The organism is Rhodovulum sulfidophilum DSM 1374, assembly GCF_001633165.1.
GTDB classification, from domain to species: domain Bacteria; phylum Pseudomonadota; class Alphaproteobacteria; order Rhodobacterales; family Rhodobacteraceae; genus Rhodovulum; species Rhodovulum sulfidophilum.
Map to the genome: position 1 here is coordinate 2,158,465 of NZ_CP015418.1, position 22,398 is coordinate 2,180,862.

Annotated in this window: 19 protein-coding genes, 1 tRNA gene and 7 pseudogenes; 11 read left to right on the plus strand and 16 right to left on the minus strand. The window is 61.3% G+C overall.

Annotation, left to right across the window (positions count from 1 at the left end):
* Positions 1 to 6: 6 nt before the first annotated feature.
* Genes gmd through A6W98_RS10235 form a run of 4 tightly spaced genes read left to right on the plus strand, consistent with a single transcriptional unit; the run spans position 7 to position 4,911 of the window.
* Positions 7 to 1,128 (plus strand): GDP-mannose 4,6-dehydratase, encoded by a 1,122-nt coding sequence (gmd, locus tag A6W98_RS10220; protein ID WP_042461103.1) that lies wholly within the window; start codon positions 7 to 9, stop codon positions 1,126 to 1,128.
* A gap of 4 nt (positions 1,129 to 1,132) precedes the next feature.
* Positions 1,133 to 2,092, plus strand: coding sequence for a GDP-L-fucose synthase (gene fcl, locus A6W98_RS10225; protein WP_072071676.1), 960 nt, complete (start codon positions 1,133 to 1,135; stop codon positions 2,090 to 2,092).
* 9 nt (positions 2,093 to 2,101) lie between these two features.
* The gene (locus A6W98_RS10230) at positions 2,102 to 3,547 is read left to right on the plus strand and encodes a mannose-1-phosphate guanylyltransferase/mannose-6-phosphate isomerase (protein WP_042461106.1); all 1,446 of its coding nucleotides are present in this window, start codon (positions 2,102 to 2,104) and stop codon (positions 3,545 to 3,547) included.
* Positions 3,544 to 4,911, plus strand: coding sequence for a phosphohexomutase domain-containing protein (locus A6W98_RS10235; protein ID WP_042461108.1), 1,368 nt, complete (start codon positions 3,544 to 3,546; stop codon positions 4,909 to 4,911). Before A6W98_RS10230 ends, A6W98_RS10235 begins: the two co-directional genes overlap by 4 nt.
* Before the next feature lie 61 nt (positions 4,912 to 4,972).
* On the opposite strand, the gene A6W98_RS10240 is transcribed toward A6W98_RS10235, so the two are convergent.
* Both A6W98_RS10240 and A6W98_RS10245 read right to left on the minus strand, forming a co-directional pair.
* Positions 4,973 to 5,524 (minus strand): hypothetical protein, encoded by a 552-nt coding sequence (locus A6W98_RS10240; protein ID WP_042461111.1) that lies wholly within the window; start codon positions 5,522 to 5,524, stop codon positions 4,973 to 4,975.
* A gap of 103 nt (positions 5,525 to 5,627) precedes the next feature.
* Positions 5,628 to 6,781, minus strand: a protein-coding gene (locus tag A6W98_RS10245; protein WP_155734773.1) for an IS3 family transposase whose coding sequence is annotated in 2 segments (ribosomal slippage) — positions 5,628 to 6,523 and positions 6,523 to 6,781 — 1,155 coding nt in all. Because the reading frame shifts where the segments join, the coding sequence is not laid out codon by codon here.
* A gap of 492 nt (positions 6,782 to 7,273) precedes the next feature.
* Between A6W98_RS10245 and A6W98_RS10255 the strand changes: the two genes are divergently transcribed.
* Both A6W98_RS10255 and A6W98_RS10260 read left to right on the plus strand, forming a co-directional pair.
* A complete protein-coding gene (locus tag A6W98_RS10255) occupies positions 7,274 to 8,998 on the plus strand; it encodes a type I restriction endonuclease subunit R (protein WP_196760173.1) in 1,725 nt (574 codons plus the stop codon).
* Positions 8,985 to 9,725, plus strand: a complete 741-nt coding sequence (locus A6W98_RS10260) for a M48 family metallopeptidase (protein WP_042461115.1) — start codon at positions 8,985 to 8,987, stop codon at positions 9,723 to 9,725. The genes A6W98_RS10255 and A6W98_RS10260 overlap by 14 nt, the downstream gene beginning before the upstream one ends.
* Here the strand turns inward: A6W98_RS10260 and A6W98_RS21055 are convergent.
* On the minus strand, positions 9,673 to 9,930 hold the full coding sequence (locus tag A6W98_RS21055; RefSeq protein WP_155734774.1) for a hypothetical protein: 258 nt from the start codon (positions 9,928 to 9,930) through the stop codon (positions 9,673 to 9,675). The two genes, A6W98_RS10260 and A6W98_RS21055, sit on opposite strands and share 53 nt — an antisense overlap.
* 276 nt (positions 9,931 to 10,206) lie before the next feature.
* Positions 10,207 to 10,661 (minus strand): annotated as a pseudogene (locus tag A6W98_RS10265) (recombinase family protein); the annotation flags it as partial.
* A 266-nt stretch (positions 10,662 to 10,927) separates the two neighbouring features.
* On the opposite strand from A6W98_RS10265, the gene nusG reads away from it, so the two are divergent.
* A complete protein-coding gene (nusG, locus tag A6W98_RS10270) occupies positions 10,928 to 11,440 on the plus strand; it encodes a transcription termination/antitermination protein NusG (RefSeq protein ID WP_042461117.1) in 513 nt (170 codons plus the stop codon).
* Positions 11,441 to 11,636: 196 nt separating this feature from the next.
* Here nusG and A6W98_RS10275 read toward each other — a convergent pair whose 3' ends face one another.
* The 5 genes from A6W98_RS10275 to A6W98_RS10295 all read right to left on the minus strand — a co-directional run bounded on the left by A6W98_RS10275 (position 11,637) and on the right by A6W98_RS10295 (position 16,373).
* Positions 11,637 to 12,458, minus strand: coding sequence for an IS3 family transposase (locus A6W98_RS10275; protein ID WP_042456999.1), 822 nt, complete (start codon positions 12,456 to 12,458; stop codon positions 11,637 to 11,639).
* A complete protein-coding gene (locus A6W98_RS10280) occupies positions 12,455 to 12,772 on the minus strand; it encodes a DUF1153 domain-containing protein (protein WP_042456997.1) in 318 nt (105 codons plus the stop codon). Before A6W98_RS10280 ends, A6W98_RS10275 begins: the two co-directional genes overlap by 4 nt.
* A 204-nt stretch (positions 12,773 to 12,976) precedes the next feature.
* Positions 12,977 to 13,894 carry a plasmid partitioning protein RepB C-terminal domain-containing protein gene (locus A6W98_RS10285; protein ID WP_042461120.1) on the minus strand — a complete coding sequence of 306 codons (918 nt, stop codon included), beginning with the start codon at positions 13,892 to 13,894 and terminating at the stop codon, positions 12,977 to 12,979.
* Positions 13,891 to 14,802 carry a plasmid partitioning protein RepB C-terminal domain-containing protein gene (locus A6W98_RS10290; protein ID WP_042461123.1) on the minus strand — a complete coding sequence of 304 codons (912 nt, stop codon included), beginning with the start codon at positions 14,800 to 14,802 and terminating at the stop codon, positions 13,891 to 13,893. The genes A6W98_RS10285 and A6W98_RS10290 overlap by 4 nt, the downstream gene beginning before the upstream one ends.
* The gene (locus A6W98_RS10295; protein WP_042461126.1) at positions 14,802 to 16,373 is read right to left on the minus strand and encodes a recombinase family protein; all 1,572 of its coding nucleotides are present in this window, start codon (positions 16,371 to 16,373) and stop codon (positions 14,802 to 14,804) included. The genes A6W98_RS10290 and A6W98_RS10295 overlap by 1 nt, the downstream gene beginning before the upstream one ends.
* A 246-nt stretch (positions 16,374 to 16,619) precedes the next feature.
* Here A6W98_RS10295 and A6W98_RS10300 point away from each other — a divergent pair, with 246 nt between their 5' ends.
* On the plus strand, positions 16,620 to 16,931 hold the full coding sequence (locus tag A6W98_RS10300) for a hypothetical protein (RefSeq protein ID WP_042461129.1): 312 nt from the start codon (positions 16,620 to 16,622) through the stop codon (positions 16,929 to 16,931).
* Between the two features lie 84 nt (positions 16,932 to 17,015).
* On the plus strand, positions 17,016 to 17,267 hold the full coding sequence (locus A6W98_RS10305) for a ribbon-helix-helix domain-containing protein (protein WP_042464898.1): 252 nt from the start codon (positions 17,016 to 17,018) through the stop codon (positions 17,265 to 17,267).
* A gap of 39 nt (positions 17,268 to 17,306) precedes the next feature.
* Here the strand turns inward: A6W98_RS10305 and A6W98_RS22330 are convergent.
* Together A6W98_RS22330 and A6W98_RS22335 are read right to left on the minus strand one after the other, a co-directional pair.
* Positions 17,307 to 17,462: pseudogene (locus tag A6W98_RS22330) on the minus strand (transposase); the annotation flags it as partial.
* 406 nt (positions 17,463 to 17,868) lie between these two features.
* Positions 17,869 to 18,292 (minus strand): annotated as a pseudogene (locus tag A6W98_RS22335) (IS5/IS1182 family transposase); the annotation flags it as partial.
* A gap of 55 nt (positions 18,293 to 18,347) precedes the next feature.
* Between A6W98_RS22335 and A6W98_RS21940 the strand changes: the two are divergent.
* Positions 18,348 to 18,658: pseudogene (locus A6W98_RS21940) on the plus strand (type II toxin-antitoxin system RelE/ParE family toxin).
* Between the two features lie 580 nt (positions 18,659 to 19,238).
* Here A6W98_RS21940 and A6W98_RS10320 read toward each other — a convergent pair.
* The 5 genes and pseudogenes from A6W98_RS10320 to A6W98_RS10330 form a co-directional block, all read right to left on the minus strand.
* Positions 19,239 to 20,215 (minus strand): annotated as a pseudogene (locus tag A6W98_RS10320) (IS5 family transposase).
* Between the two features lie 133 nt (positions 20,216 to 20,348).
* Positions 20,349 to 20,738, minus strand: coding sequence for a hypothetical protein (locus A6W98_RS10325; protein WP_042464901.1), 390 nt, complete (start codon positions 20,736 to 20,738; stop codon positions 20,349 to 20,351).
* A pseudogene (locus A6W98_RS22450) lies at positions 20,736 to 20,855 on the minus strand (transposase); the annotation flags it as partial. The gene A6W98_RS10325 and the pseudogene A6W98_RS22450, both read right to left, overlap by 3 nt.
* A gap of 30 nt (positions 20,856 to 20,885) precedes the next feature.
* A pseudogene (locus A6W98_RS21065) lies at positions 20,886 to 21,038 on the minus strand (NAD-dependent epimerase/dehydratase family protein); the annotation flags it as partial.
* A 148-nt stretch (positions 21,039 to 21,186) separates the two neighbouring features.
* A tRNA-Ser gene (locus tag A6W98_RS10330) sits at positions 21,187 to 21,276 on the minus strand.
* A 159-nt stretch (positions 21,277 to 21,435) separates the two neighbouring features.
* Here A6W98_RS10330 and A6W98_RS10335 point away from each other — a divergent pair.
* Positions 21,436 to 22,272, plus strand: a complete 837-nt coding sequence (locus A6W98_RS10335; RefSeq protein ID WP_042461134.1) for a DUF2059 domain-containing protein — start codon at positions 21,436 to 21,438, stop codon at positions 22,270 to 22,272.
* Positions 22,273 to 22,398 lie beyond the last annotated feature (126 nt).

The window sequence follows — 22,398 nt, forward strand, 5'->3', positions numbered from 1 at the left end:
GAAGATATGTCCAAGAAAGCATTGATAACCGGCATCACGGGGCAGGATGGCTCTTACCTAGCGGAATTTTTGCTGAAGAAGGGATACGAGGTTCATGGCATCAAGCGCCGTACCTCTTTGTTCAACACCCAGCGGGTCGATCACATCTACCAGGATCCGCATGTCAACAACGCGAATTTCATCCTGCATTACGGGGATCTGACCGACAGCTTGAACCTCACCCGGATCCTCTCGGAGATCCAGCCTGACGAGGTCTACAATCTGGGTGCACAGAGCCATGTTGCCGTCAGCTTCGAGGAGCCCGAATACACTGCCGACGTGGATGCGATCGGTTCGCTGCGCCTGCTGGAGGCGATCCGCTTCCTCGGGCTGGAGAAGAAGACGCGTTTCTACCAGGCCTCGACCTCGGAGCTCTATGGCCTCGTGCAGGAAATCCCGCAGCGCGAGACGACGCCCTTCCACCCGCGCTCGCCCTATGCCGTGGCCAAGATGTATGCCTACTGGATCACGGTGAACTACCGCGAGGCTTACGGGATCTATGCTTGCAACGGCATCCTCTTCAACCACGAAAGCCCGCGCCGGGGTGAGACCTTCGTGACCCGCAAGATCACCCGCGGCCTCGCAAATATCGCCCAAGGGTTGGAGCCTTGCCTCTACATGGGCAATATCGACGCCCTGCGCGATTGGGGCCACGCCAAAGATTACGTCCGCATGCAGTGGATGATGCTGCAACAGGATACGCCCGACGATTTTGTCATCGCCACCGGCGTACAATATTCCGTGCGCCAGTTCATTGAATGGTCCGCCGCCGAGCTGGGCGTCACGATGCGTTTTGAGGGCACAGGGCTTGACGAGGTAGGCATTGTAGCTGCGATTGACGGTGATGCGGCACCCGCGCTGTCGGTTGGCGATGTGATCGTTCGCATCGACCCGCGCTATTTCCGCCCTGCCGAGGTCGAAACCCTGCTCGGCGATCCCTCCAAGGCCAAGGCCAAGCTGGGTTGGACGCCCGAGATCACGGTTCAGGAGATGTGCGCCGAGATGGTCGCACATGACCTGAGGAACGCGCGGCGCACCCGCCTCTTGCGCGATCACGGTTTAGATCTCCCGATCTCGATCGAGGGTTAAGGCGATGCGCAAGATATACCTCGCAGGCCATCGTGGCATGGTTGGAGGCGCGATCCTGCGCGCTCTGCAGTCGTGCGGCGAAACCAACATCATCACCCGCACCCATGTGGAACTTGACCTCACCGATCAGGTTGCCGTGCGGACATTTATGCAGGCGGAGCGCCCTGATGTGGTGATCCTGGCTGCGGCAAAGGTGGGCGGCATTATGGCGAACAACAGCTACCCTGCCGATTTCATTTACCAAAACCTGATGATCGAAGCGAATGTCATCCACCAGGCCTATGCCGCTGGTGTCACCCGGCTTTTGCAGCTTGGTTCATCCTGCATCTACCCCCGCGCGGTGCCCCAGCCGATGCGCGAGGATGCGCTGCTGACAGGCGTTCTGGAGCCGACGAACGAGCCCTATGCCATAGCCAAGATCGCCGGGATCAAGCTATGCGAGAGCTACAACCGCCAGTACGGCACCGACTACCGCTCGGTCATGCCGACCAATCTTTATGGGCCAGGCGACAATTTCCACCCCGAGAACAGCCATGTACTCCCCGCCCTAATCCGCCGTTTCCACGAGGCCGTGCATTCAGAGACCGAAGAGGTGATGATTTGGGGCACCGGTACGCCCCGGCGTGAATTCCTGCATGTGGATGACATGGCGGCAGCATCGCTTTTCGTGCTGGATCTGCCGAAAGCCGACTATGAGACGAATACCCAACCGATGCTCAGCCACATCAACGTCGGCTCCGGCACCGATATTTCAATCTTTGAACTGGCGCAGAAGGTCGCGGCTGTCACGGGTTACAAAGGCCGCATCGTGACCGACTCGACGCGGCCCGACGGAACCCCGCGCAAGCTAATGGATGTCTCGCGGCTTGCGCATATGGGCTGGTCGGCGCAGATCGGATTAGACCAGGGCCTAGCCGAAACCTACCAGTGGTTTCTGGAAAATGCCGACAACTATCGCCGCTAGGCAAATATTATGACCCAACTCATTTATCCCGTCCTCCTTTGCGGTGGCTCCGGCTCTCGACTTTGGCCTTTGTCGCGCAAATCCTATCCTAAGCAGTTCGTCAAGCTGACTGGCGATGAAAGCCTTTATCAGGCCTCTGCGCGCCGCCTCTCGGGCGCCGGATTTGCAGCACCTTCGATCGTCACCTCCGCCGACTACCGCTTTATCGTAGTTGAGCAACTTGCCGCGTTGGAAATTGCTCCCTCCGACATCCTGATCGAGCCTGCCGCCAAGAACACCGCCGCCGCCATCTGTGCCGCCGCTCTGGCGCTTGAGGCCCGCGCGCCCGGCGCGTTGATGCTGGTTGCGCCCTCGGACCATGTAATCCCTGACGCCGGCCGTTTCCGTGCTGCGGTTCAGGCCGCAGCACCCGCCGCGTCCGCCGGGCAGCTTGTTGCCTTCGGCATCCGCCCCGACCGCCCCGAGACAGGCTACGGCTGGCTCGAACTCTCAAGCCCGACGCCAGACTTCGCCCCCGTGCCGCAAACCCTGCGCAGTTTTGTCGAAAAGCCCAACCTCGCCAAAGCCGAGGCGCTACTCGCTGGTGGCATGCACTTATGGAACGCCGGCATCTTCCTTTTCTCTACCACCGCAGTCCTCGAGGCCTTTGCCATCCACGCGCCCGAGGTTCTGACCGCCACTCGCGCTGCCTTTGACGCAGCCGAAAAAGACCTTAGCTTCACCCGGCTCGCACCGACACCATGGTCAGAGCTGCCCGATATCTCGATCGACTACGCGGTGATGGAACGCGCGCCGAACTTGGCCGTTGTCCCCTATGCCGGCGCTTGGTCCGACCTCGGCGACTGGCAAGCCGTCTGGCGCGAGGCCGAGGCAGACACCTCGGGCACCGTCACCGCAGGCCCTGCAACCGCCTTTGATTGCCATGACACGTTCTTGCAGGCGACAAGCGAGGCGCAGCAACTTGTGGGCATCGGCCTGACGGACATTATTGCCGTCGCCATGCCAGACGCCGTGCTCATTGCACACAAGGATCGCGCGCAGGAGGTCAAACAGGCGGTCGCCGAGCTCAAATCGAAAGCCGTGTCACAGGCTGAGACACTGCCGCGCGACTACCGCCCCTGGGGCTGGTACGAAAGCCTCGTCGTCGGGCCTCGTTTCCAGGTAAAGCGCATCGTCGTTCATCCTGGTGCCGCACTGTCGCTGCAGTCGCACCACCACCGCGCCGAACACTGGATCGTCGTTGAGGGCACAGCAAAGGTGACTGTCGATAGTGAAGTGAAACTCGTTGCGGAAAACCAGTCCGTCTACATCCCTCTCGGCGCCATCCACCGCATGGAAAACCCCGGCAAAGTGCCGCTAACCCTTATCGAGGTGCAAACCGGCAGCTATTTGGGCGAGGACGACATCATCCGCTATGAGGATGTCTATGCCCGCGGGCAAGGGACGAAAGGATAACCCCTCTCACCTGCTTCAAAGCCTACGACATTCGTGGACGCCTGGGCATCGACTTGGACGAAGGCATCGCCTACCGCATCGGTGCAGCTTTTGCCGTGGCTCTTCAAGCGAAAACGGTAGCTCTCGGCCACGATGTCCGATCGTCCTCGGAAGCGCTGGCGAATTGCGTCGCACAGGGTTTGATTGACCAGGGGTGCGAGGTGCTTGATCTCGGGCTTTCTGGCACAGAGGAAATGTATTTCGCAACCACGCATTTCGGTGCCGATGGCGGGATTTGCGTTACTGCATCACACAACCCGATGGATTATAATGGCATGAAGATGGTGCGGGCAGGTTCGGCGCCACTTGATGCAGCAAGTGGTTTGGCCTGCATCAAAGAAGTCGCTGAAGCAAACGCGTTCGAGAAAAACGCTACTCTCGGCAAGATCCGGAACGTCGCCGAAGAGGCGCGGACAGCATACGTCGAGCATATTTGCCAGTTGGTCGACATCTCCGCTCTGCAGCCTCTGAAAATCTTGGTGAATGCCGGCCATGGCACTGCTGGCCCGACCTTAGATGCCATCGCAGCACGGCTTGGAGAGCTTGGGGCCCAGCTGGTGTTCGAACGTCTGTTCCACGCGCCAGACGGCACGTTCCCGCAGGGCATCCCAGACCCGCTCCTTCCAGAAAACCAATCAGCGACCGCTGAAGCTGTCCACGCTTCAGGGGCTGATTTCGGGGTTGCGTGGGACGGCGATTTTGACCGCTGCTTCTTCTTTGATCACACAGGCTCATTCATCGACGGCGAATATGTTGTCGGTCTGCTCGCAGAGGCATTCCTCGCCAAAGATCCAGGCGCGACTATCATTCATGATCCCCGGATCATCTGGAACACACAGGACCTTGTGGCGAAAGCCGGCGGGCGGGCGGTCCAAACCCGCACAGGTCACGCTTTCATCAAAGTAGCGATGCGGGATGAAAACGCTGTCTACGGCGGAGAAATGTCTGCGCATCACTATTTCCGCGACTTCGTTTACTGCGACAGTGGCATGATCCCCTGGCTCCTCGTCGCGGAACTTGTCAGCCGGCACGGGCCGCTGGCGGATCTTGTGGCGGATCGCAAAGCGGCATTTCCCTCTTCGGGGGAGATTAATTTCACGCTCGACGATCCCAAGGCCGCCATCGCGAGGGTCCGATCAGAATTTGAACCCGGAGCGATATCCATCGACGAAATGGACGGCTTGGGGTTCGACATGGGAGATTGGCGGTTCAATCTGCGCAGTTCAAACACCGAACCGGTTGTGCGGCTGAACGTTGAAGCGCGTGGCGACGATGAACTCGTTGCGAAGGGCGTGGAGCGCGTGAAACGTGTCTTGCTCGGGTGAGATCGCAATTCACGCTTGTCGCCTCAAGAACATTTCGTGAACTCCCCAATGGACGTGGTGCTCATGATGGCAGTACGCGCAAGTAGCACTGATCCTTTGCGTCTTTTGCGAGGAAAATGACCTGCAAACCTGCCTGCTTGGCCTTGTTAGGCAAATCTCGCGGCCCTTTCCATAGATCTGGACCTCCAGCGTGTTCCACCTCTCCGATCGATATTGCCACGTCCGCGGCATCGAACCGATCGATCAGGAGGCGCAGTTTGCAATCAGGATCTCGTCGATATCGCTTCCATTCTTTCAGCTGCCCTACAGCAGAATAGGTGAATCCAAGGAGCACGGTTTCTGAATCGTCACCATCGACGTAGAACCGAGCCCGGCCTTCGGCCAGGCTTTCAAGATCGACGCCATAACGCTTCGAGACGGCCCTCTCGATCTCAGCCGGGACCTGACCGGCAATCTCGCGCAGGGCTTCAATGTCTTCGAACACGGCCGTCGCCGATAAAGACCCGAGCCTGTTACAAAACACGATTTCCACGAGCGCCGCGCGCTGGCCTTCAATCAGGGCATCCAGTGCAGCCGAATATCCCGTCAAAGCGTCGATCTCTAGAAACTGCATTTTCTCGCCTCCTAGTCGACAACCACCGAGCCGCCGGCTGTAAAGCTGGCGGCTTTTTCGTCCCAGGTCAGGCGTGCTGACCTGCCCCCCGGTCGTCCCTCGTTCATAACGAGAGCCCTTGGGGTTGATAGTGGTAGGTTTCAGGTGTGGCAAGCGCGCCGGGCGCGGAGCCCTCAGATTGCTCAAGCGCCCGGCGAGCTTCTGCGGGGGTCTTGTTGCCCAGCGAGGAATGCGGCCTGACGTGGTTATAATCGTATCGCCAGATTGCCAGTTTGCGCCGGGCATCGGCCAGTCTGTCGAAGATCTCCTCGTTCAGGCATTCGTCGCGCAGGCTGCCGTTGAAGCTTTCGATGTAGCCATTCTGCTGGGGCTTGCCCGGATCGATGTAGTGCCATTCAACACCGTTCTCGTTGGCCCATTTCAGGATGGCCTTGCTGGTGAACTCGGTGCCATTGTCACTGACGATGCAGGCCGGTTTTCCGTAGACCCTGACCAGCGCATCAAGCTCCCGCGCCACCCTGGCTCCCGAGATGCTGGTGTCAGCGATCAGCGCCAGGTTCTCGCGGCAGCAATCGTCGTTCACGGCCAAGATGCGGTACTTCCGGCAGGCCCCGAATGTGTCCGATAGGAAGTCCAGCGACCAACGCTGATTTGGCTGCAGGGGCACTGGCATCGGGGTTCGGCTGCCGCGCGCCCGTTTGCGGCCACGGCGGCGGCGCACCGACAGGCCCTCTTCCCGGTAGATGCGGTAGAGCTTCTTCTCGTTCATGATCATGCCCTTGCGCTCCAGCAGGATACCCACGCGCCGATAGCCGAAGCGACGGCGCTCCTCGGCGATCTTGTGCATTTCCTCACGGATTTCCGGGTTGTCGGGCGGCCGTTCACGCCGCACCGTCTTCGGATCGACACCGATCAGGACGCAGGCCCGGCGTTGAGAGATCGGATGGTCCTTCATCGCCCGCAACACCGCGTCCCGCCGCGCCATCGGTGTCGTCAGGGTTTTCCCAACAGATCCTTCAGAACCACGTTGTCCAGCATCGCATCCGCCAGTAGGCGTTTCAGCTTCGCGTTCTCGTCCTCGAGCTGCTTCAGCCGCTTGGCGTCCGACAGATCCATCCCGCCATACTTGGCTTTGAGCTTGTAGAACGTCGCGGGGCTCAGCCCGTGCTTCCGGCAAAGCTCGGAGCTCGGCAAACCAGCCTCCTGCTCCTTGAGCATCCCAATAATCTGCGCCTCGGTGAAACGGCTTTTTCTCATATCGTCTGCTCCTTCTCAGGTTGGGCAGACTCTACATCACAGCGAGGGAACTTCCGGGGGGCAGGTCAGTGCATATCCCGCAGCGCCGTCGCCTCCGCGATAGCCGGCATTAGAACCGGGGCCGCCAGCGCCGATTCTGATGTTCAGCACGGCACCGTAGACCGACTCAATCGAGCCAGTGCGCCGCGTCCCAGCCGAGCCGCCAAACCCACCCGCACCGGACGAATCATAGGTCGATGGGTTATCTCCGCCCCCTCCGCCACCACCCGCGCCATAGGATGAACTGAGCGCCGCGCCGCCAGCAGAATTGACTTTTCCCCCGGCGCCACCAGGACCGTATGCTGTCCCTTCGCCGTTATTTCCAGAACGTGGCGCTTGACCGTTCAAGCCGCCCAGACCACCTGCCGCGGAACCCAGCTGTTCACCTGCTGATGTGATCGTTGTTGCGCCGCCAGAGCACGCTCTGCCCGAGGACGTGCCATCCCCAACGCCATGTCCACCTCCGCCGCCGTGGTGCTGGACCTGCGCTATGAAGCCCGCGACATCGACCAGAGGATCAGTGCGCCGGACAAGATCGACGCCTGGTTCGAGGCCAAGACGAAGGGGCTGACCCCGATCGCAAAGGCGACGCTCAAGCAACGATGGGGAACGCTTCAACGTGTGCTGTCGAGCCGTGACCGGCTGGAGCAGATCGCGAACGATATCATCCTGGACATGGAGATGAAGCCGCGCCTGAATGCGGGCATGGGGAACGCCATGCTCGTGGCGGGCTCCATCCCCGAGGCGTGCGAGCTCTTCGAGATTTTCCGGAAGTCCGGGTCAATCCTGGCCGACAAGTGCGCGATCGTGACGTCCTACAAACGCGCCGCCCCGGAAATTACCGGTGAAGAAACCGGCATGGGCGAGACCGAGAAGCAGCGCGTCCACCGGGTCTATACCGATCTCTTGGGTGATACGTCTGAGGAAGAATACGAAGAAGGGGCCCTGCGGCTGTTCAAGAAAGAGCCGGGGCGGATGAAGCTGCTGATCGTCGTGAGCCGGCTCTTGACCGGCTTCGATGCGCCGACGGCCACTTACATCTACATCGACAAGCAGATGCGGGATCATGGGCTGTTCCAAGCGATCTGCCGGGTGAACCGCCTGGACGGTGACGATAAGGACTTCGGCTACATCGTAGACTATAAGGATCTGTTCCGAAACATCGAGAGCGCGGTGGATGACTATACGTCCGAGGCGTTCGATGCCTTCGACAAGGAGGATGTCGAGGGCCTGATCACGGACCGTGCCGAGCAGGCCGACACGGATCTGCGGACAGCGCGCGATGCCTGGCTCGGGCTTCTGGATGCCGTTGAACAGCCCAAGGGGGACGATGAGCTCTTCGCCTATTTCTCGAGCCCCGGGGGGATTGAAAGCGATCCGGACGCGGAAGAGAAGGCTCGCCGCCGCCAAGCGCTTTACAAGTTGGCTGGGCGGTATGCGCGCGCCTACACGAACGTCGCCGCCGAGCCGGACGGATCAGACTTCAACGAGCTGGAACTGGGGGAAATGCGCAAGGAGGTCGAACATGCCATCGGCGTCCGCGATGCCGTGCGGCTCCACAGCGGCGATGCCGTTGACATGAAGCTCTACGAGCCGGCCATGCGCCACCTGATCGACAATTACATCCGGGCCGACGACTCTCAGGTCATCTCTCACCTGGATGACATCAGCCTTATTGACCTGGTCGAGAGCAAGGGCGCCCAAGCCGAGGATGATCTTCCGGCGCTATCCAAGCGGAAGCGTGAGAATGTCGCCGAGGCGATCGAGAACAACGTCAGGAAGCTGATCATCGACGAAACCCCCGTGAACCCCAAGTTCTACGAGAAGATGTCGGAGCTGCTGACTGACCTGGTGGCGCAGCGCCGGAGCGGCGCGATCGAGTATGCCGAGTATTTGGAGAAGGTCGCGGAACTGGTAAGGGCCGCGAAATCCGGGCATGGCAATACCTATCCTGAGAGCATGAAATCGCCCGGGCAAAAGGCGTTGTTCGACAACCTCGGACAAGATGAGGCCCTCGCGCGCCGGGTCGACGAGGCTGTACGAGCGACTGCCCCCCACGGGTGGCGCGGTCATACGATGAAAGAAAAGAAAGTCAAACGCTGCCTGGAAGCTGAGATTTCGGATCCCGACACTGTCGAAACGCTGCTGCAGATACTGAAGAACCATGGTGAATACTGAACACCACATCATCGGAGGGACGCCGGTCGAGGTCCGCTGGAAGGCGATCAAGAACCTCCATGTCGGTGTCTATCCGCCTGATGGCCAGGTCAGAGTCGCCGCCCCGCTGAGCGTCAGTCTCGATGCCGTCAAGCTGGCTGTACTCACGAGAATGGATTGGGTTCGCCGCAAACAGGCCCGTTTCCTCGCTCAGGAGCGCCAGACTCGCCGGCAGTACGTCTCCGGCGAGACGCACTTCGTTTTCGGCTGGCCTCTTCGACTGGATGTGATCCACTGGGACAAGAAGGTCCACCGGATCGAACTCATCGGCAGTGACCGGCTCCGCTATTCGGTGCCGGCAGACACAACGCCTGCAGTACGCAGGCGTTGTGTGGAGAATTGGTACAAGGCTCGCCTAAGGGAGCACGTGGCTCCACGGCTCGAGCATTGGTCATCGCACTTAGGCGTTGCCACCGAAGCTTGGGGCATCCGGCCAATGAAAACGAAATGGGGGAGCTGCAATCCGGACAAGAAGATCGTCTGGCTCAACCTCGAGCTCGCGAAGAAACCCGTTCGGGCGATTGAGTACGTACTGCTGCATGAGCTCGCCCACTTGATATCGCCGCGCCATGATGAGCGTTTCATCAAGGTCCTTGACGACAATATGCCGAAGTGGCGCAGCATACGGGACGAGCTCAATCAGTATCCGCTTGCCGCGTGGGAAGATCTGCAGACTTTGGCTCGGTGACGTCGTCGCTCGGCCTGTCGGTTGCGCGCGATTCTTCCAGTGCCTGCCGCCGTAACTCCATTCCCCGTTCCACAAATCGCCGAACCCGTTCCGGATCTGGTTCGACATCTCGTATCGAAGAGCGGTAGGCGATGGTGACCTGGATGGCGCCAACGATGCATGCGCCGATACCAAACACGTCGAAGATAATCTCGAATTCAGTCACGAGGCCGCCTCCCTTGTGTGACGAGCTCGTGACATCGGTTCAATGCAGCGTGGGGTGACATTCGAGATCGGCTGCCCTCTGCAGCACCCGTGCCGCAGTTCTCAGACTCGGTTGGCTTGCCTGGCCCGCACGCTTGAAAGCTTCGACCGCGGCGTCCAAGGCCACGTCGCTGGTGCCTTGCCTACGCCCTTCGCGCCAGATGAACATCACCAGTTCGTCAGTCGTTAACGCTCGTAGGGCTATCGGTGGGCATCTGCTCAAGAGCGGCTCAGGCAAGCCTGCCGCGCCGCCTTGGCGAAAGCCCAACTTGATCAGGCGGCACTGGCCGGCGCAGACCTTGACCGAGAGTTCGAGGCTGTATTCGCCGGCCATGGCGCTTTGACGCCTTTGACAATGGTCGAGACGGGGGAGCCGTCATTCTCGAACTGCTCGGCGCAATAGGCGACGTTGATGCCGGCGCGCTTGCAGATGTATTCGTAATAGGCGCTTTCATCCGCGTCTTGGAAACGGCCCCAGCGGCTGACGTCATAGACCAGGATCACGTTGAAATCGGCCGCACCGGATTCCACATCCGCGATCAGCTGCTGCAGGGCAGCGCGCCCGCCGATTGAAAGGCCGCTCTTACCATCGTCGGCATAGGTCTTGATGATCTCGATGCCGCGCTTCTCGGCATATTCGCGGATCTTGTCGGATTGGTTGTGCGTTGAATACTGCTTGTGCTCTGTCGACATGCGCACATATTGCGCCGCCCGAAACTCGGTAATCTCGCCACTCCCGTCCAACTCAGCCTCCGAACTGTCGTCAAGTCAGTCGGACGTTTGCGTAGGCAGGAAAGTGTATCAAGCTGATAGTTCTGTATTCTCCCATTATATCAATGCGCTGGAGGGCGAGCGGCCGTCATCTTCATCAAGACGTCACGTCGCACCCGGAAGAGCTTTCTTGCACCTGTTCAAGCTTGAGCGATATGTGGGCGGCGAGGTGTTAATGAGGTTCCGAGGTGACATTCCACGAGCGCGGCACGAGCTGGTTTTTGGCGCAGCTGAAGCCGAACTGCGCCAACATCGCGGACAAGAACCTCAAGCGCCAGGGCTTCCAGACCTTCCTGCCCATGGAAGAGGAGACGCGCCAGCGGAACGGCAAGTTCGTCACCGCCATGCGGCCACTGTTTCCAGGCTACATCTTCGTGGCTTTCGATGTGGCCCGCGGGCTCTGGCGCACCGTGAACTCGACCTATGGCATCACGCGGCTGGTGAGCTTCGGCAAGGAGCCGACAGCCGTGCCGCTGGACCTGGTCTCGCAGCTCATGCTGCGCTGTGACGCCGAGGGCAAGCTGCTGCCACCAAAGCTTCTGAAGCCCGGCGATCAGGTCACCCTGACCAAGGGACCGTTTGCCAATTTTGTGGCAGAGGTGGAAAAGATCGCACCCGACCGGCGTGTCTGGGTCCTGATGGAAATCATGGGCGTGCAGACCCGCGTGGCTGTCGGGGCGGACCAATTGCGGTCCATCTGAAATCAGCCGCAGACACAAATCGGAATTTGAAGGGCAGATCCAATGAAACATGTCTTGGTCACGGGCGGCGCGGGCTACATCGGCTCTCATGCCTGCAAACTGCTGGTGCACCAGGCCGCTCCTTCTTCAGCGCGCGGGCAGTGCGCGCAATGATCTCCGGCGTGTGTCTGTATCGACCCAGCTGAATCTGCTCAGGTTAAGCCGCTAATGTGAATGCCTCGGCAGGCGTGCGCATGGCAAGGGCCTGATGAGGGCGGCGTTTGTTGTAGAAGCTGATCCAGTCACCGATGACGCGCATCGCGTGCTGGATGGTCTCAAAACGGTGGCGATGCACGCATTGCTCCTTCAGCGTCCGGATGAAGCGTTCGACCATGCCGTTCTGGTGGGGACAGTGTGGGGTGATGAACTCCTGCTTCAGACCGTAGCTGCGGGCGATCTTGGTGAAGTGGTGGCTGGTGAAGACCAGACCGTTGTCCGACCTCAGCAGGAACTCTTTCTCGACCTTGCCCAAAGTGCCGAACCTGGCGATCAGGGCGTGCTCGAGGGCGGCGCTGGCGGTCGTGGCTTTGCCGGACTTCGACAGATGCCAGCCCAGCAACTCTCGGTTGTGGCAGTCGATCACCAACGCCAAGGAAGCCCAGCCGTCCTTGCCCGTCCAGATACGGGCGAGATCCGTCGACCAGCGCTCGTTCGGCGCAGCCGCAACCGACGGCACGGCCTGGATGCGAGGCCGCATGCCCACGGCACGCTTGCGCACCTGCCAGCCCTTGATCTGGAAGATCCGCTGCACGGTGTTCTTGTTGAACCCCAGGAGCCAAGCCACGGTCCGATAGCCAAAGGACGGCTCTTCCTCGATCAGCTTCTTGATCGGCTCGGAAAAGCGGGCCTCGACCTTAGGCGCAGCCTTCACCGGCTTGTAGTAGACCGTCCGCCTCGGGATGCCGAACCAGGCACACAGCTTGGCGACGGACACAACGACGCCCTCGGCAATGAGGCCCTGCTGGGTGCGACGGATCAATTCCCGTCCTGCGCATCCAGCAGGGCCTGCAGCTTTTTTCGCGCCCGCAGCTCCAGCATCGCCTCTCCATAGGCTTCCTGCAGGTCCCGGAGCTGCTTCTCGTATTGCTCGCGGATGTCGAGCGGGTTGGCGCGCAGCGAGTTCTCCATGCCGCGCTTGGCATCCTCGACCCAGCCCTCGATCTCGGAGGGCGTCAGGTCGAAGGACCGGCTTGCCTCCGACGCGGTCGTCTTGCCTTGGATGATCTCGATGACGAGCGCCGTTTTACGCTTCGCCGTCAACCGCTTGATGCTGTCGTCCATCGTCTTACTCATGGCTACGTTCTCCCTTGTAGCATGAGCAGGTTTTCAGTGGGTCGATACAATCTGCGCGGTCGGCGAAAACTCGAGCCAGCCTGGTGGGCTCCGAGCGGGTTCGCCGCCATCTCCACCGCCGCGCTCGATCCGGCCCACCGTCCGGCGTCTCCCGCGGTCCCCGCGCTTATCGGGTCCGGGTCCCCATCAAGTCTGCCGCGCCGGCTATTCCGCCTCTGCCGGCGCGACAGAGTCCATCTCTGCAATCGTCTGAAACTCGGACAGGAATTCCGGTCGCGTCTGCATGAGGTAGCGAACGACCCTGGCGTTCCCAAGCAGCTTGCTGATGTAGGCTTTGATCACGGTCAGATGCAGGTGATCCTGGCCGTAGGTGTCCTGGATCGAGGCGATTCCCTCCTGCAGGCGGGCCAACTCCTGTTCCATCCGCGCCATCGCCTCGGGCGTGATGCCCTTCACCTTCTTCGGCTTGGACGCGTCGACCAGCTGCGCCTGCGGCGTGCCAGCGAGGATCGCCTTCACGTAGGCGACGGAGTAGTTGTTGGCGTTGACCAGCAGTTCGGCCGCCTCGATCTGGCGCATGGTCTTCATCTTGCGGAGCGCGTCGAACACGGCGCCCGTAGCTGGCTTGTCTTTCAGAATCGCAATGGCTTCCTCGGCGATGCCATCGAGAAGCTTGATCTTCTTCTGGATGCTGCGCGTGCCGAGATCGAGCGCGGCTGCGATCTTCTCCTCGGGTACGCCGCGCTCGATTGCCTTCCGGATCATCCTGTGCTCCTGGATCGGCGCAAGGCGACTGACCTGCCGGTTGTAGGTGAACGCCTCGTCGTCGGTGGACACGAGGCACTCCACCTCCTGCACGCCGTCATCCTTCAAGGCCTCGATCCGCAGGTGCCCGTCGAGCAACAACCAGGTGGCGGATTTGTCGGGGTTCGGGACGACCACCGGCGGTTCGACGATCCCGATCTGGGCGATGGAGGCGACGATCTGCCGGTACTTTCGACTGGCTTTTGCGCTCTTGCCGAGGGCTCGCAGGGGCAAGATCACGTCGATCGGCAGGGTGACACAGTCAGCTTCGAAGCCGTGATTGACGCTGGCCGGGCGTTTGTCCGCGGCCCGTTTCATGACGAGGGTCCACTGGTGACCGCTTGGGCGAGATCGGCGGGCATCGTCTCCAGACCCTCGGCCCGCAGCAGCGTCATGAAGTGCTCGTCCGCGCAAAGCTTCCGGAACGCCTCCCGCACGAAAATGAGCCGGCTCTGCGCGAGTTCGGCCTTCTTGATCAGCAGTTTCTGACGTGCCGCCTCCTGCTGATAGGCTCGGACAAGTCCCTCGCTGGTCAGCGCGCGTTTCGCCACCCTCCGCCCGAGTGCATTGCTCTTGATCTGGTGGGGCCCGCGGAGCTCGCGCTGCTGGATCAGGCGGCGCACAAGCGTCAGTTTTCGACCACGCAGCTTTTTCTGAGTATAGGCGTCCATCAGCGCCTTCTGCGCGCCCTTGGCGTCGGTCTTGGAGATCTCGATGGCCAGATTGAGCGGCAGCAGTCCGGTCTCCACGGCGGAGACCAGGCGCTCCTCACCCTTCTCGAGCAGCCCGGCGATCATGTTCACGTATTCGTAGGAGACCCCGATCTTTTCGCCGATCTGGCGGTCGTTGTAGCCGCGTTCGCGAAGCGAGCCGATCTCGCGCATCAGATCGATCGGGTTGTGCTGTCGCCTTGCGCAGTTCTCCACGAGGCTCATGACGAGGCAATCGCTCTCGTCGGCTTCGATCACGATGGCTGGGATCTGGTCCTGCTTGAGCTCGATGAAGGCCTCGAGGCGGCCTTGACCACAGACGAGGTCATACTCCTGCGGGTCCGTCCCGGCGCGCGGGGCCACGGTGATCGGCCGCTTCAGACCGATGCGGGCGATGTTCTCCACCATCGCCTCGAAGGTGCGCCGATTTCGGACGCGAGGGTTGAGGATCCGGATCCGGTCACAAGGGATCAGGGTCACCTGCTTCTGGCTGGTCGGCTCCATGTCATCGGGCATCACGCCACCTCCGTGATCCTGGCCCGCGAGGCGAGCGCGTAGAAGAAATCGAGCGTGTCGAACCGGTACGCATCGAGCGCGAGCCCGTTCTGCTCGGCGAATTTCAGTTTCCCGAAAGTCATGTCGATGCTGGGTAGCACGTAGTAGTCGCGCGGCGCCTCGTTCACCTCGTCCATGCGCACGGCGATCGTGATGTCCGGCACGAGGCCGGTGTCGAGGCGGATGCGCCACCGCAGTGACCCGGCCGCCGTCGCCGCGCAGCGGGCCAGCACGATGGACAGGGTGAACTCGTCGTTGACGCGAAGCAGATCGGTCTCCGGGTCCTGGACAGCCCGCCCGCCGTGCCGCGTGACCCCGGCGATGATCTCGGCCACGACCTGTGGATGCGCCTGTCGCAGAGCGCGGTTGATCTCGATGTAGCTGTAGTCGCGGTCTGGCTCGTAGCCGATCAGCCGGTAGGCGCGGAGCAGGCTGCCGAAGCGGCTGCGATAGGCGCTCGAGGACGGAAGATCATCCGCCTCGTCGATGATCAGCCCCGAGAGCATGCCTTGCCGCTTGAGGATCGCGCGCAAGGCATCGAGCAGTTCCTCGTCGGAAAAATGACGGCTGCGGGCATCGACGATTTCCCGGGCCCGCAGGAAAAGGGCCTTGTCGACGATAGCCGGGAACGCGCCCTCCGCTCGGATCCACATGTCCCGAGGGTTCACGACACGACGCTGCTTCAGCTTGAACGACACCTTGTTGAAGACGTTGTTCCCGATGTACTTTTCGTTGGTCAGAACTTGATGGACGGTCGCCCGGGTCCAAGGCCGATCAAGGTCGGTCCGGTGTCCTTCGCCGTTCAGAACCTCCGCGATCTCGCGCTCCGGCCGCCCCTCGTTGACGAACATCTCGTACATGCGCTGAACGACCCGCTGCTCTTCTTCGGGGCCGGGCACCAGGATCACGCGGTCGGTCTGGAGGCTCTTCTGCTCGCCGCGGGACAGTTCTCCCTTCGGATTGCCGTGCTCGTCGATCAGCACGCGACGCAGCCCGTATCCAGCGGCACCGCCCTGGCGATAGCCCAGCTCGACGAGCCGGCACTGCCCGGCGAAGACCTTCACCGACAACTCGCGGCTGTACTCGCCGGCCATCACGCGCTTCACGGTCTTCAGCAGGTTCGAGCCGATGCTGCCGTCGTTCTCGAACTGCTCGCCGCAATAATGGACCCGGATGCCGGCGCGGGAGCAGACGTGCTCATGATAGGCGCCCTCGTCGGCGTCCTGAAACCTGCCCCAGCGGCTGACGTCATAGACGAGGATCGCCTTGAAATCGGCTTGGCCCGACTGAACCTCGGCCATCAGGCTCTGCAGCGCCTCCCGGCCATCGAGCCGTAGGCCGGAGCGCCCTGAGTCTTCGAAAGACCGCAGGATCGTGAGTCCACGGGCTTCGGCATACTTGCGAATGACGTCCAGCTGGTTTTCGGTCGAGTATCTCTGGTGGTCTGTCGACATCCGGACGTAGGCGATAGCTGGGACGTCTTGCTCGACCGCCGTGCTGCCCGTTTCGGTATTGCCGCTTTGACCTGCCATTCACCGTGCCCCTGTTCACAACGCGAAGTCCCGGCCAGCCCGTTGCGGGTGCCGCGCTGTGCCTCGGCGGGCGGCCAGTCGCATTGGCCCTCTCATGCGTCCATGCGCCGGCGTTCCGGTTCTGCCGTTCATATTCCTCACCTTCGGAAGTGCGGATGCCCGCCGCAGCTTTCCGGACCGGTCCGTCACGGGCACAGACGGATTCTGCGGTTTTCATGTCTCTCCAGACATTTAGCGGAGAAACACATGAAGATGCGGATGAAGATGGGCACAGTTGTGCCGAAGATGGGCATATTTGTGCACCCCGAGGATGTTCCGGGCGATTATCGCGCGGCCGTGGCGATGGCGTTGCACGCAGAGCTCGGATCGACCCACCGAGCGATCAAGTCCGCCATGCGATGGACCGGCGCGAGCGAGCGAACGGTGAAATACTGGTTCGCGGGCGAGCGTGGGCCGAGCGGCGAGCACCTGGTGTCGCTCGCGCGGCATTCAGACGTTGTGCTGGTTCTGCTGCTGACGATGGCAGATCGCCTGGTTCTCGAGGAGGGAGAAGGGTAGGCAGGACCGCCGCCCGGCGAGCGTGGCCCTTGTTTCGTGTTCGATATTGGTTATCTTGAACACGCACGATGTAGGGTGATCGCCATGTCTCGGGCCACCACCATGACCGTGCGCGTCAGCGGCGCGCTCAGCGAGTTCGCCGCGGCCAATGTCGGCGAGGACGGCGCCTACGAGAATGTCAGCGAGTACATCCGAGATTTGATCCGCCGCGACAAGGAGCGCGTCGAGCGTGAAGCCTTTGATCGGCTGAAGGCCGAACTGAACCGCGCCTTCGCCGCGCCCGAGGACAGCTACAAGCCTATTCCTTTGAAAAACTCGGCTTTGCGGCCGCACTGATCTGCGCTCTGAATTTGCGGCGTCCGTGCCGACCCTTCCTCAGCAGGCGGTTTGCGGAACCGGGAGCAGCTTTGCGAGCTTCCGAAGGTTCTGGGCGGTGGCTGCGAGGTGGAATTCATCGCGTGCGCCGTTCGGTCCTTGTAATCGGAGACGGCTGAGGCCCAAGATGCGCTTCAAGTGCGCGAACAGCATCTCGACCTTCTTTCGCAGTTTGCAGGAGATCGCGTATTCGGGGGGGGCTGGGCAATCGCACGCGCCCGATGCCGGGATGGTTCGAAGGTCGACCGGAGGACCTTGCGCGAGGGCTCCTTGGGACAGCAGCGGACTTTCAACTCGCAGGCATCGCAATCGGCCTTGCTGGCCCGGTAGCGGAGCATGCTGTCCTCATCGGGCTTCTTCTCACGAGGGGTGTGAAGGGCCGTCGGCTTTGCTTCAGCTCCTTGCCGCCCGGGCAGGTGTAGAGGCCGCTCTCCGCATCATAGGTGAAGTCGGCGCGCTCGAACGTTCCGTCCTTGCGCCCCGACTTGTCGAATACCGGGATATGTGGCGCGATCCCTCGCTGCCGGTCCAGCCAGTCCAGCATGACGCCGGTGCCGTATGCCGTGTCGGCGATCAGCCGCTCCGGTACGATGCCAAAGGTATCCTCCCCCGGTTGATCATGGTCTGCACCGATCCAACCTCGGCTTGGCGGATCGCCCGGGTGGCCTCCACGTCGAGGATCACGCCGTTGTCGGTGTCGATCAGGTAGTTGGTGGAATAGGCAAAATAGGCCGGCCCTCCACGGGCCCCGGTCCATTGTGAGGCTGGATCGGAATGCGAGGTGAACTTCGGCTCGACCGGGCTTGCTGCGCCGAAGGCGTTCGTGCATTCCTCGAACCAGTGGCGTTCATGCACTCACCGTCGAGCGTTTCTAGGTACTCCCTGACAGCCCGTGGCGCGTCTTCAGGATCGATCCTGTCGGGATGCCAGTCCGATTTCGGCGTCGAGTTCTGCCGGTTCGCGTCAGCCTGGATGACGCTGGCATCCGCAGCAAGCCGCTGACTGCCGCCGAGGTGATCGCCCGGAACCGGACCTGACCCGATGGCGATCCGGGTCCAGGAGGCGGCTTCCGTCCGTCTCGACGAGATCTACCGATACACGCGTGACATGTGGGGCGAGGCGCAGGCCGAGACCTACATCACCGGCTTGTTCGCAGCATTCGAGCAGATCGAAACGCGGATGTGCATTCGCGGGCCGTGCCCGTCGAATTCGGGGTGGAAGGGTACTTCTTCCGGTACGAGCGGCATTTCGCGTATTGGAGGCACCTTTCGAATGGCGATATCGGTATTGTCACGATCCTCCACGAGCGGATGCACCAGATTGATCGTTTCAAGGAAGATTTCTTCGGATAAAGTTCGGTGCGAAGACCATTCTCCAAGGCCCTGAGCCGGCAACGGCGGACAGAATGCTCTTGGTTTGTATTTGTTTTGATCGTGTTTCGTTTTGCAAGGAGCGCAAGCAAGCGTAGGCACAGGTGTTGGACAGAACCTCCTTTGATTCCCCGAGTTCAGAATAGATCCCGGTCGCTACTTCCAGCAGAGTTTTCAGGCGCTCCGTTCCCTCCGCCACCAAGCCTTTTGAGGCCTGTCTCTAATCGGCGCAGATTCAAGAAATTTCCTTTATATTTTAGTGTTGTAGCGCCAGAACGGTTCTGGATGAAACGTGGTCATGCCCGAACTTACCCCACAACCCCGCTCTCTCGCCCCCACATTCTCCGGGCCTGTTAACCGCGCATCTTTCAATACGGTTTCAATAATTTGCTGAAACTGAATCGAAAATATGTCCCGCTGTTTTTCGTTCCGACCGGAGTCGTGCGTATGGCCCCAGCGACTCGCGTCTAAATCTGTGACGTCGCGGCGCCTTCTTTGGTCTTTTTGTGGCGTTGTTGCGCAAATCAGCGTTCGTGCTGACTGTACCCTTTCCCGTGGCCGTTCAGGCGACGGCCTCGATCTCGGCCCTGCCGAGGGCCGAGAAGCGATTCATGAATAAGCCATGTCGCGCCATTGGTCCGAGCGACAATGGCGAATGATGCGGATCTGGATTTCGGCGGTCTGGCGGTCGGGTTCTCGTGACATGATCCGCTCACCGAAGAGCTTCAGGCGGTTCATCTGGGCCTCGACCCGACTTCGGACATGGTCGCCGGCCCACTTCTTCCAGAGCGCCCTGCCGAGGTGCCGCGTCGCCCGCAGGATCTCGTTGCGCCCCGATGCTGCGGGGCAGTCTTCTTTCCAGGCGCGGCCGTTCCGGCGGATGGGTATGACGGCATCCGCGCCGCGCGCGATGATGGCAGTGGGGCATCGCCGCCTGTCGTATGCGCCGTCCGCGGTGACGGTGGCACTCTCTTCATCCTCGGGAATGTGCGACAGCAGGTCGGGCAGCAGGGGACTGTCGCCCTGGCGGCTCGAAGTGAACTCGACCGAGCGTATGTCGCCGGTCTCCGTGTCCATTGCGATGTGGACCTTGCGCCATTGCCTGCGACGCGACGGCCCGTGCTTGCGAGCCAACCATTCGCCATCGCCATCGCCACGGAACTTGATACCGGTGCTGTCGACAAGGAGGGTCAAGGGCATGCCTGAGCGGCGATAGCGTATCTGCACGCCGATCCGCGCCCGGCGTCGGCACAGCGTCGAATAGTCCGGCACCGGCCAGTCGAGCCCAGCCATCCGGATCAGGCTCTCGACCGGCCCAACCGTTTGCCGAAGCGGAAGGCCGAAGAGCACTTTCAGCGTGAGACAGACCTGGACCGCCGCATCAGAGAACGTCTCGGGCCGCCCCCGCGTGCCGGTCTTTCCAGCCTGCCAGACTGTGCCGGGATCAAACCAGACCGAGAGCGATCCCCGCTGGCGGAGCGCGGCGTTGTATTCGGACCAGTTCGTCCTGCGATAGCGGGTGGGAGAGGGCTTCGGCATGGCATCGATCTAAAGCACGGGATGCGCGCAATGAATCCTCCTTACCGCTTTGTGCAACAAGCCCTCTTTTTGTAGTAAAAAATTTTCCAAATCAACCGCTTGGAATGGATTGGCGTTGGTGGTGCGTCGAGTGTCATCTACCCTCATAGCTGAGCGCCGCCCCCTGTTCGGCCCAAACGGGCGTCATCGGTTCGAGGAATTCCGTCATACCCACAGACGGTGGGTTTCCGTCCAGGATGGCTTCGATGATGTCGGGTGCCAATAAGGTGAGCCGCATGACCCGGGTCAGATATGATGGTGAGATTTTCTCGTGCTCTGCCAGCTCCGCGATGGTTCCCATGTCGCCGTCCTTGAGGATTTGGCGCCAACGATAGGCGCGCGCCACCGCCTTGATCAGCGTATAGTCAGGGCTGTGATTGTTCGTCCCAAGCGGAAGCTGAACCTCTTTCCGACCGCCGCGCTTGGCCACGCGGAATGGAATGGTGACAGTTACGGTGTGGGGGATACCGTATCGCGGGTCCATCCCCTCGATCGCCTGGCGTTTCCAGGTGTTGATCACCGTCTGATGCACGCCGTTTTTCGCCTCCAGCTCGGCGACCGTCATCTCGCCCCTGATCGCCTCCAAGGCCACCAGAAGCAGCGCATCGGCGTGATCTTCGACATAAAGTCAATCGCGGATATTGCTGCCAGCGCCGTAAATCGGCAGTGTCCGCCCCGCCAGCGCGTTCAGAATAACCACCTGGATCAGCTTTTCTGGAAAGTGGTAAGGCCCGTAATTGTTGGAACAATTGCTGAGTACCACGGACAGGCCGTCGTTTTCATGCTATCCTGCCTGGTTCGGGCGCGAGATCCTTGTCAGATGGCGCGCGTTCCAAGTTGCGAAGTACATCTTGGGAATGTTGGTTTGAAAGTTGTACGGCGTTAAGTGTGAGCCAAGTTATTCATAAATAACTATAGCTTATCTTCCATAGTGGCGGAGAGACAGGGATTCGAACCCTGGGACCCCGTGAAGGGTCAACGGTTTTCGAGACCGCCCCGTTCGACCACTCCGGCACCTCTCCGCACGCCCGTGGCCTTGTGGAGCGGTCATGTAGTGGTAACGGCGACCGCGTGCAACCGGTTTTTCGTCCCGGGAGGAAACTTCATCCCGGGACTGCGCCGCTGTTGGATTTCCGGACGCTTCGCGATAGCTCTGAAAGCGCCATGACCCGGAGCCGCCGATGTTACGCCTCGTTGCAGCAACCGCTCTGATCGCCGTCCTCGCCGGAGGAGCGGCGCGGGCAGATGAGGCGGCCGAGACCGCCTCGCTGCAGGCGCTTGTCGAGGCGCTGGCCTTGCCGGAACTCGTCGAGGTCATGCGCGAGGAGGGGCTCGTCTATGGCGAGGGGCTCGAGGACGAGCTCTTTCCCGGTCGCGGTGGGGCCCGCTGGGAGGCGGCGGTCGACCGCATCTATGACGGCGGTCGAATCGAGGCGGAGATGCGCGCGGCGCTCGACAGGCGGCTGGGCGCGGCCGAGATCGCGCCTCTGGTCGCCTTCTTCACTTCGCCCCGGGGCGCCCGGATCGTCGCGCTGGAGCTTTCGGCCCGGAAGGCGATGCTCGATCCCGAGATCGACAGGGCCAGCCGCGAGCGGCTGGAGGAGATGCAGGCCGATGGCGATCCGAAGCTCGACCTCGTCGGGCGTTTCATCGCCGTCAATGGCCTGATCGAGGCCAATGTCGCGGGCGCGCTGAATGCCAATTACGCCTTCTATACGGGGCTCGTAGATGGGCGTGCCTTCGATTACCCGGTGACCGAGGACCAGATCCTCGACGATGTCCGGCGCCAGGCGCCCGAGATTCGCGAAGATACCCGGACCTGGCTCTTTTCCTATCTGACCATGGCCTATGCGCCGCTCGACGCCGCGACGATGGAGGCCTATATCGGGCTTTCCGAAAGTCGGCCCGGCCGGGATCTGAACGACGCGCTCTTCGAGGGGGTCGAGGCGGTGTTCGAGGATATCTCGCATGAGCTGGGGCTGGCCGCGGCGCGGTTCATCGCCGGACAGGATCTCTGAGATCCCGTTCCCGGGGCGGTTTGGGGCGCCGCAGGGCCGGGCTTGACTTGGGGGCCGAAATCGCCGATACGCACGGTTCTGGTCCGGACTGCGTTCCTGCGCGGTTTGCCGGACCGTTCGCGATAG

What these genes read in the sequence shown, in the direction of transcription:
- A6W98_RS10280 (WP_042456997.1), bottom strand. Translation starts at nt 12,772, where the DNA reads ATGAGTAAGACGATGGACGACAGCATCAAGCGGTTGACGGCGAAGCGT.
- fcl (WP_072071676.1), top strand. Translation starts at nt 1,133, where the DNA reads ATGCGCAAGATATACCTCGCAGGCCATCGTGGCATGGTTGGAGGCGCG.
- A6W98_RS10230 (WP_042461106.1), top strand. Translation starts at nt 2,102, where the DNA reads ATGACCCAACTCATTTATCCCGTCCTCCTTTGCGGTGGCTCCGGCTCT.
- A6W98_RS10260 (WP_042461115.1), top strand. Translation starts at nt 8,985, where the DNA reads ATGGTGAATACTGAACACCACATCATCGGAGGGACGCCGGTCGAGGTC.
- A6W98_RS10300 (WP_042461129.1), top strand. Translation starts at nt 16,620, where the DNA reads ATGAAGATGCGGATGAAGATGGGCACAGTTGTGCCGAAGATGGGCATA.
- A6W98_RS10335 (WP_042461134.1), top strand. Translation starts at nt 21,436, where the DNA reads ATGTTACGCCTCGTTGCAGCAACCGCTCTGATCGCCGTCCTCGCCGGA.
- A6W98_RS10285 (WP_042461120.1), bottom strand. Translation starts at nt 13,894, where the DNA reads ATGAAACGGGCCGCGGACAAACGCCCGGCCAGCGTCAATCACGGCTTC.
- A6W98_RS10295 (WP_042461126.1), bottom strand. Translation starts at nt 16,373, where the DNA reads ATGGCAGGTCAAAGCGGCAATACCGAAACGGGCAGCACGGCGGTCGAG.
- A6W98_RS10240 (WP_042461111.1), bottom strand. Translation starts at nt 5,524, where the DNA reads ATGCAGTTTCTAGAGATCGACGCTTTGACGGGATATTCGGCTGCACTG.
- gmd (WP_042461103.1), top strand. Translation starts at nt 7, where the DNA reads ATGTCCAAGAAAGCATTGATAACCGGCATCACGGGGCAGGATGGCTCT.
- A6W98_RS10255 (WP_196760173.1), top strand. Translation starts at nt 7,274, where the DNA reads ATGTCCACCTCCGCCGCCGTGGTGCTGGACCTGCGCTATGAAGCCCGC.
- A6W98_RS10325 (WP_042464901.1), bottom strand. Translation starts at nt 20,738, where the DNA reads ATGGACCCGCGATACGGTATCCCCCACACCGTAACTGTCACCATTCCA.
- A6W98_RS10305 (WP_042464898.1), top strand. Translation starts at nt 17,016, where the DNA reads ATGTCTCGGGCCACCACCATGACCGTGCGCGTCAGCGGCGCGCTCAGC.
- A6W98_RS10290 (WP_042461123.1), bottom strand. Translation starts at nt 14,802, where the DNA reads ATGCCCGATGACATGGAGCCGACCAGCCAGAAGCAGGTGACCCTGATC.